This window comes from Brevundimonas sp. (genome assembly GCF_019636155.1).
Classification (GTDB): Bacteria; Pseudomonadota; Alphaproteobacteria; order Caulobacterales; family Caulobacteraceae; genus Brevundimonas.
This window is the reverse complement of the sequence record NZ_JAHBYB010000010.1, coordinates 99421-107376: the sequence shown is the minus strand read 5'-3', so window position 1 is coordinate 107376 and position 7956 is coordinate 99421. Positions and strand designations below refer to the sequence as shown.

7 protein-coding genes are annotated in these 7956 nt (G+C 66.2%); all 7 read left to right on the top strand.

Annotated features, from left to right (window positions below; all coding sequences use genetic code 11):
- The first annotated feature begins 19 nt into the window (after positions 1–19).
- From trbE to KF910_RS11580, 7 genes are read left to right on the top strand one after another with little or no spacing between them, the layout of a single operon-like run.
- Positions 20–2476 (top strand): conjugal transfer protein TrbE, encoded by a 2457-nt coding sequence (trbE, locus tag KF910_RS11610; RefSeq protein ID WP_292263027.1) that lies wholly within the window; start codon positions 20–22, stop codon positions 2474–2476.
- Positions 2473–3249: a P-type conjugative transfer protein TrbJ gene (gene trbJ / locus KF910_RS11605; protein ID WP_099957429.1), complete on the top strand. Its 777-nt coding sequence runs from the start codon at positions 2473–2475 to the stop codon at positions 3247–3249. The genes trbE and trbJ overlap by 4 nt, the downstream gene beginning before the upstream one ends.
- Positions 3250–3259: 10 nt before the next feature.
- Positions 3260–3649 (top strand): putative entry exclusion protein TrbK-alt, encoded by a 390-nt coding sequence (trbK-alt, locus tag KF910_RS11600; protein ID WP_099957428.1) that lies wholly within the window; start codon positions 3260–3262, stop codon positions 3647–3649.
- A gap of 4 nt (positions 3650–3653) precedes the next feature.
- Complete coding sequence (gene trbL, locus KF910_RS11595) at positions 3654–5009, top strand: P-type conjugative transfer protein TrbL (RefSeq protein WP_111467807.1); 1356 nt, start codon at positions 3654–3656, stop codon at positions 5007–5009.
- Positions 5009–5692, top strand: coding sequence for a conjugal transfer protein TrbF (trbF, locus tag KF910_RS11590; RefSeq protein ID WP_099957426.1), 684 nt, complete (start codon positions 5009–5011; stop codon positions 5690–5692). The genes trbL and trbF overlap by 1 nt, the downstream gene beginning before the upstream one ends.
- On the top strand, positions 5689–6738 hold the full coding sequence (trbG, locus tag KF910_RS11585) for a P-type conjugative transfer protein TrbG (protein ID WP_099957425.1): 1050 nt from the start codon (positions 5689–5691) through the stop codon (positions 6736–6738). Before trbF ends, trbG begins: the two co-directional genes overlap by 4 nt.
- Positions 6735–7955: a TrbI/VirB10 family protein gene (locus tag KF910_RS11580; RefSeq protein ID WP_099957424.1), complete on the top strand. Its 1221-nt coding sequence runs from the start codon at positions 6735–6737 to the stop codon at positions 7953–7955. Before trbG ends, KF910_RS11580 begins: the two co-directional genes overlap by 4 nt.
- The last annotated feature ends 1 nt before the right edge of the window (position 7956 follow it).

Sequence of the window (7956 nt, the reverse complement as noted above, 5' to 3'; positions counted from 1 at the left end):
GGTCTGAGGAGCGACGCCGATGATGAACCTCGCCGAATATCGCAACCGCAACACTCGGCTCGCCGACTATCTCCCTTGGGTCGCTCTGATCGGCGAAGGCGTGGTGCTGAACAAGGACGGCAGCCTGCAGCGCACCGCGCGCTTCCGCGGCCCCGACCTCGACAGCGCCGTACCGGCCGAGCTGGTCGCAGTCGCCGGTCGGCTGAACAACGCTTTCCGTCGTCTCGGCTCAGGCTGGGCCATCTTCGTCGAGGCGCAGCGGCACGGCGCCGCCACCTATCCCGCCAGCATGTTCGCCGACAGCGCCTCGGCCCTGGTCGATGCCGAGCGCAAGGCTGACTTCGAGGAAGCCGGCGCGCATTTCGAGTCCAGTTATTTCCTGACCTTCCTCTATCTGCCGCCGGCCGAGGACGCCGCCCGCGCCGAGACCTGGCTCTACGAGGGCCGCGATCGCAGCGGCGTCGATGCGCATGAGATCCTGCGCGGCTTTGCCGATCGCACCGATCGCATCCTCGAGCTGATCGACGCCTTCATGCCCGAATGCGCCTGGCTCGATGACGGCGAGACGCTGACCTATCTGCATTCGACCGTCTCGACGAAGCGGCACCGCGTCCGCGTCCCCGAGACGCCGATGTATCTCGATGCGCTGCTCGCCGATCAGCCGCTGACCGGCGGGCTGGAGCCCCGCCTGGGCGATGCGCATCTGCGCATCCTCACCATCGTCGGCTTCCCGACAGCGACCACGCCCGGCATCCTCGACGAGCTGAACCGCCTGGCCTTTCCCTATCGCTGGTCGACGCGCGCCGTCCTCCTCGACAAGACTGACGCGACCAAGCTGCTGACCAAGATCAGGCGGCAATGGTTCGCCAAGCGCAAAAGCATTGCGGCGATCTTGAAAGAGGTGATGACCAACGAGGCTTCGGCGCTGGTCGACACCGACGCGGCCAACAAGGCGGCCGACGCCGACATGGCGCTGCAGGAGCTGGGCGCCGACTACGCCGGCCAGGCATATGTGACGGCGACGATCGCGGTTTGGGATGACGATCCCCGCATCGCCGCCGAAAAACTCCGTCTCGTCGAGAAGGTAATCCAGGGCCGCGACTTTACGGCAATGCCCGAGACCATCAACGCCGTGGATGCTTGGCTCGGCTCGCTGCCTGGCCATGTCTACGCCAATGTCCGGCAGCCGCCGATCTCGACACTGAATCTCGCCCACATGATCCCGCTGTCGGCGGTGTGGGCTGGACCGGAACGGGACGAGCACTTCAATGCACCCCCACTGCTTTACGGCAGAACCGAAGGCTCGACCCCGTTCCGGCTTTCCATCCATGCAGGCGACGTCGGCCATACTCTGATCGTCGGCCCGACCGGCGCCGGCAAATCCGTGCTGCTCGCCCTCATGGCGCTTCAGTTCCGGCGCTATCCGCGATCCCAGGTCTTCTCCTTCGACTTCGGCGGCTCGATCCGGGCCGCAGCCCTCGCCATGCGCGGCGACTGGCACGATCTCGGCGGTGGGCTTACCGAAGGCGCTGACGACAGCGTGTCACTGCAACCGTTGGCGCGGATCGACGATGTCGCCGAGCGGGCATGGGCCTCCGACTGGCTGATCGCGATCCTGGGGCGCGAAAGAGTCCCGGTCACGCCCGAGGTCAAGGAGCATCTGTGGTCGGCGCTGTCGTCGCTGGCCTCCGCGCCTATCAGCGAACGCACCCTAACGGGTCTCTCGGTTCTCCTCCAATCCAACGATCTGAAACAGGCGCTCCGACCATACTGTGTTGGCGGCCCCTATGGCCGGCTGCTCGATGCCGAGGCCGAGCATCTGGGCGAAGCCAATGTTCAGGTCTTCGAAACCGAGGGATTGATCGGCACCGGTGCTGCCGCCGCTGTGCTCGCCTATCTCTTCCATCGCATAGAGGACCGCCTAGACGGGCGTCCGACGCTGCTGATCGTCGACGAAGGCTGGCTCGCGCTGGACGACGAAGGGTTCGCCGGCCAGCTCCGCGAATGGCTGAAGACGCTGCGCAAGAAGAACGCCAGCGTCATCTTCGCCACCCAGTCGCTCTCCGACATCGACGGCTCGGCGATTGCACCGGCGATCATCGAGAGCTGCCAGACACGCATCCTTCTGCCTAACGAGCGCGCGATCGAGCCGCAGATTACCGCCATCTATCGCCGCTTCGGTCTCAATGACCGGCAGATCGAGATCCTCGCCCGCGCGATGCCAAAGCGCGACTATTACTGCCAGTCGCGGCGCGGCAACCGCCTGTTCGAGCTCGGACTATCCGATGTCGCGCTGGCGCTGTGCGCAGCCTCATCCAAGCAGCACCAAGCGCTGATCGCCGAGGTTCACGCGCGAAGCGGCACCGACGGCTTCCTCTCCGAATGGCTGATCTCGAGCCGGCTCGCCTGGGCTGCCGATCTCATTCCCAACCTCACCAACGTCATCCCCCAAGCCCATCAGGAGGTATTCTCATGACACGCTCATTCCGTTCGCGCTCTCGCGCACTGCGTTTCGCCACGATCATCGCTGCGACACCAGTCGCTATCTCGCTCTTTATCAGCACGCCAGCGGCGGCCCAATTCGGCGGCATCGTCTACGATCCGACGAACTACGCGCAGAATGTGCTGACGGCTGCGCGGACGCTCCAGCAGGTCAACCAGCAGATCACGCAGCTTCAGAACGAAGCGACAATGCTGATCAATCAGGCCCGCAACCTTGCGAGCCTGCCATACTCGTCGCTTCAGCAGCTTCAGCAATCGGTACAGCGCACGCAGCAGCTCCTGCAACAGGCGCAGGGCATCGCCCTCAACGTCCAGCAAATCGATCGCGCGTTCCAGACCACCTACGGAAATGCATCGATGTCGGCTTCCGATCAAGCGCTTGTCGCGCAGGCGCGTGAACGCTGGCAGAACACCGTCGGCGGGTTGCAGGACGCCATGCGCGTCCAGGCCGGCGTTGTCGGCAACATCGACACCAACCGTAGCGAGATGTCCGCGCTTGTCGGGCAGAGCCAGGGCGCGACCGGTGCGCTGCAGGCGACCCAGGCCGGCAACCAGCTTCTCGCCCTGCAGGCGCAGCAGCTTGCCGACCTCACCGCGGTCGTGGCCGCCAACGGCCGTGCGCAGAGTCTGTCCGAGGCCGAGCGTGCGGCCGCGGCCGAGCAGGGTCGTGAGCAACGCCGTCGCTTCCTGACGCCTGGCAACGGCTACCAGCCGGGCAACGCCCGCATGTTCCCGAACGGCAACTGAGACCGCGGCCATGGACGGCAAGATGCTCGCTAGGATCGGCGCGGCGGTGTTCGTCGCCGTCGCGATCACCGCGACCGCGATCGAGATGACGCGGAAAGAGGAGGCGCCAGCGTCTTGGTCGTCAGGCCGCGCCGTTCAAGCGCGGGTCGATCCGCTGCGCGACGCCCTGATCCGCTGCCAGGCGCTCGGCGAAGACGGACCGCGCGATCCGGCGTGTCGCCGCGCATGGGCCGAGAACCGAAACCGCTTCCTCGCGCCCGGTGCCCGCCCGGCCGAGCGTTTGCCGGACATGCCGTCCGCGCCGCGAGAGAGCCTCACCCCTCAGCCTGATGAGCGCAACCCTCCGATGCCGCCGGCCGCCGCGCCAAGCCTCACCCCACAGCTCGACGAGGCTCGGTAACGTCATGGGCAACACCGGCGTTATCGACCATTTCCTCGAGGTCTTCACCCGCTACATCGACAGCGGTTTCGGACTGCTCAGCGGCGAGGTCGCTTTCATTGCGACCACGTTGATCGTGATCGACGTGACGCTGGCCGCGCTGTTCTGGAGCTGGGGCGCCGACGACGACATTTTGGCCAGGCTGGTCAAAAAGACGCTGTTCGTCGGTGTCTTCGCCTACATCATCGGCAACTGGAACAACCTCGCCCGCATCATCTTCGAAAGCTTCGCGGGCCTCGGCCTCAAAGCCAGTGGAACAGGCTTCACCACGGCCGATCTCTTGCGTCCGGGCAAGGTCGCACAGACGGGTCTGGACGCCGGCCGGCCGCTGCTCGATTCCATTTCCAGCTTGATGGGCTACTGGTCGTTCTTCGAGAACTTCATCCAGATCGCCTGCATGTTCCTGGCCTGGGCGCTGGTGCTTCTCGCCTTCTTCATCCTCGCCATCCAGCTCTTCGTCACGCTCATCGAGTTCAAGCTGACAACGCTCGCCGGCTTCGTGCTGATCCCGTTCGGCCTGTTCGGCAAATCGGCCTTCATGGCCGAGCGAGTGCTTGGCAACGTGATCTCGTCCGGGATCAAGGTCTTGGTGCTGGCCGTCATCATCGGCATCGGCTCGACGCTCTTCTCCGAATTCACGTCCGGTTTCGGCGGCCAGAACCCCTCGATTGATGAAGCGATGGCGATCGTGCTGGCCGCTCTGTCGCTACTCGGTCTTGGCATCTTCGGTCCCGGCATCGCCAGCGGGATCGTCTCAGGCGGTCCTCAACTCAGCGCCGGCGCCGCCGTCGGGACGGGCCTTGCCGCCGGTGGCATGGTCGCTCTTGGCGCCGGCGCCGTCGGCGCGGCCGCATCCGGCGGTGCCGCACTGGCTGGTGGCGCCGCCGCCGCCGCTCGGGGCGGCGCCGCGCTCGCGGGTGGCGCATCGACCGCATACAGCCTTGGCGCAGCCGGACAGTCCGGTGCAGCCGGCGTCGCTTCCGGGCTCGGCGGGGTCGCCCGCGCCGGCGGCAGCGCCGCCGTGTCGCCGCTGCGCCGTGCCGCGTCGCGCGCTGCCGAAAGCATGCGTTCCAGCTTCAGCGCTGGCGGCAAGGCGGCATTCGAAGCCACAGGCGGAACTTCCACCATGGGCTCGATCGGCGGTGATGCCGCCGGCGACGGAGCAGCGCCCGCGCGCGCTGGCGGCGCTCCGGCCTGGGCGCAACGCATGCGGCGCTCCCAACACATGACCCACGCCGCGCAGGCCACAGCCCATGCCGTTCGCTCAGGCGACGCACATGGCGGTGGCTCGTCCGTCAACCTGTCCGAAGGCGATCGCTGATGTTCAAACGACCCTCTACCCATTACGGCAAGGCTCCCGAGCCGGAGACGCCTTATCAGCGCGCCGCCCAAGTTTGGGACGAGCGCATCGGCGCATCACGCATCCAGGCCAAAAATTGGCGATTGATGGCGTTTGGCTCGTTGCTCCTGTCAGCCGGATTCGCCACCGCGCTCGTCGTACAGTCAGCCCGCGGGACCATCGTGCCCTGGGTGGTCCAAGTCGACCGGCTCGGCCAGGCGCAAGCGGTTGCCCCCGCTCAGGCGGACTATCGTCCGACCGATCCGCAAATCGCCTTTCACCTCGCGCGCTTCATCGAGCAGGTCCGATCGATTCCCGCGGACGCCATCATCGTCCGCCAAAACTGGCTGCGAGCTTACGATTTCACGACCGACCGCGGCGCTGCAGCCCTGAACGACTACGCGCGGTCGAACGACCCGTTCGCAAAGGTAGGCCGTCAGCAGATCGCCGTCGATGTCTCCAGCGTCATTCGCGCGTCACCCGACAGCTTTCGCGTTGCCTGGGTCGAGCGCCGCTACGAAAACGGCCAACTCGCCGAGACCACGCGCTGGACCGCGATCCTGACGATCGTGGTCCAGATCCCCCGCAACGCCGATCGCCTCCGGGCGAACCCGCTCGGCATCTACGTCAACGCAATAAATTGGTCACGGGAGCTTGGGCAATGAAGCCGTCTTTCCGTAAAGCCGGAAACCCGGCTTCACACAGTCTCGCATTTCCGGCTCTCCGCAGAGCCGCAATCCCGGCGATCCTGCTGGCGACGACTGCCCTCGCTGGCTGCGCCACCACCACGCCGCCGCCCGAGATTTCCTACGACAACGCGGCTCCCGCCGTGCAGACTGTCGATCCGCCTGCACCTGTCACCGTGGTCGAGCTGCCGCGCCCGCTGCCGCTGCCCGGCCAGTTGCAGCGCGTCGAGCCATCGCGGCGTCCGGCCGAGCCCGCTGATCCGACGGCGCGAGTGAACCAGGCCAACGCCGCCGCGCGCATTCAGCCGGTGCGCGATGGCTTCATCAATTCGATGCAGGTCTATCCCTTCACCCAAGGCGCACTCTATCAGGTCTATACCGCCGTCGGTCAGATCACCGATATCGCGTTGCAGCCGGGCGAGCAGCTCGTCGGCTCCGGCCCCGTCGCCGCCGGCGACACCGTGCGCTGGATCATCGGCGACACCGAGAGCGGCGCGGGTGCGACGCGGCAGATCCATATCCTGGTGAAGCCAACGCGCGCCGAACTGATGACCAACCTCGTCATCAACACCAACATGCGCACGTACCACATGGAGCTTCGGTCGACCGAGCGCACCTATATGGCATCGGTCTCCTGGCAGTACCCGCAGGACCAGCTCATTGCGCTGCGCCGGCAGAACGCCGAGGCCCAGGCGGCGCAGCCTGTGGCCAGCGGTGTCGATCTTGCCAACGTCAACTTCCGCTATGCGATCGAAGGTGATCGGGCACCCTGGCGTCCCTTGCGCGCTTTCGATGATGGTCGCCAGGTCTTCATCGAGTTTCCCCGCGGCATCGGTCAGGGCGAAATGCCGCCTCTCTTCGTCGTTGGCGCGGAAGGCGACACCTCAGAGTTGGTGAACTACCGCGTGCGCGGGCACCACATGATCGTCGACCGCCTCTTCGCCGCCGCTGAACTGCGGTTTGGTTCCGGCGATCGGCAGCGGCGCGTTCGCATCACACGCACCGACGGGAGGCCGACTTCGTGAGCGAGAACCCTCTCCGGAATGAGGATGCGCCCAACGACGACGCGCAGCCGTTGACCGGCGAACCGGCCAGCGCGGCGCCGATGCGGCTGCGCGCGGATCCACCCCGCGTCACCCGGCTATCGCGCAAGGTCCTGGCTGGCGTGGGCCTCGTCGCGAGCCTCGGCCTCGGTGGCGCCTTGATCTACGCGCTTCAAACCCGCGACAGCGGCCGACCCAATGAGGAACTCTACTCGACCGAGAATCGCTCGACGGCTGACGGGCTCGCGGGCCTGCCGCGCGATTACAGCGGTGTTCCTCGGCTCGGTCCACCGCTTCCCGGCGATCTCGGCCGGCCGATGCTCAGCCCGGCGAACGGCGGACAGCCTGTTCCGGCCCCTGGCATCGCGACTCCGAATCCCGGGGTTAGTCAAGAGGAGCAGCGGCGCCTTCAGGAAATCGAAACCGCCCGGACCAGCCGGCTGTTCTCCGGGTCGGAGTCCCGCGTCGGTGCCCCCGCAACAACGCCGGCCGTCGTGCCTCCGCCGACGCCAAATCTCGCCAGCCTCGGGCTCGCGCCGCCGCCGGCAACGCCTTCAGCCCAGGATCGTCAGAACGCCTTCCTCAATGCCGCGCCCGATCGCAGGACGGTGGCGCCCGATCGAGTCGTCGCGCCGCCGTCTCCAAACGTTCTGCAAGCCGGCGCCGTCATCTCGGCTGCGCTCATCACCGGAATTCGTTCCGATCTACCTGGACAGATCACGGCGCAGGTCACCGAGAACATCTACGACAGCCCGACCGGGCGAATCCTTCTCGTGCCGCAGGGCACGCGCGTCGTGGGCCAGTACGACAACAGCGTGCAATTCGGACAGAGCCGCGTGCTCTTGGTCTGGAACCGGCTGATTTTCCCGAACGGTCGTTCGATCGTGCTAGAACGCCAACCCGGAGCTGACTCCCAAGGATTTGCCGGCCTTCAAGATGGCGTGGACTACCACTGGTGGGATCTCGCCAAGGCCGCTGGTCTGTCCACACTCCTCAACGTCGGTGCTGAACTTGCCGTCGATGATCAAGACCGGCTGCTGCGAGCCATCCGCAATGGTGGCCAGGACACGATCAACGATGCCGGTCAGCAGATCGTTCGCCGCCAGCTTAACGTCGCTCCGACGCTCACGATCCGGCCGGGCTTCCCGGTCAGGGTGATCGTGACGCGGGATCTGGTACTAGAACCATATGGAGGGTGAT

What these genes read in the sequence shown, in the direction of transcription:
- trbJ (WP_099957429.1), top strand. Translation starts at nt 2,473, where the DNA reads ATGACACGCTCATTCCGTTCGCGCTCTCGCGCACTGCGTTTCGCCACG.
- trbL (WP_111467807.1), top strand. Translation starts at nt 3,654, where the DNA reads ATGGGCAACACCGGCGTTATCGACCATTTCCTCGAGGTCTTCACCCGC.
- trbF (WP_099957426.1), top strand. Translation starts at nt 5,009, where the DNA reads ATGTTCAAACGACCCTCTACCCATTACGGCAAGGCTCCCGAGCCGGAG.
- trbK-alt (WP_099957428.1), top strand. Translation starts at nt 3,260, where the DNA reads ATGGACGGCAAGATGCTCGCTAGGATCGGCGCGGCGGTGTTCGTCGCC.
- trbG (WP_099957425.1), top strand. Translation starts at nt 5,689, where the DNA reads ATGAAGCCGTCTTTCCGTAAAGCCGGAAACCCGGCTTCACACAGTCTC.
- trbE (WP_292263027.1), top strand. Translation starts at nt 20, where the DNA reads ATGATGAACCTCGCCGAATATCGCAACCGCAACACTCGGCTCGCCGAC.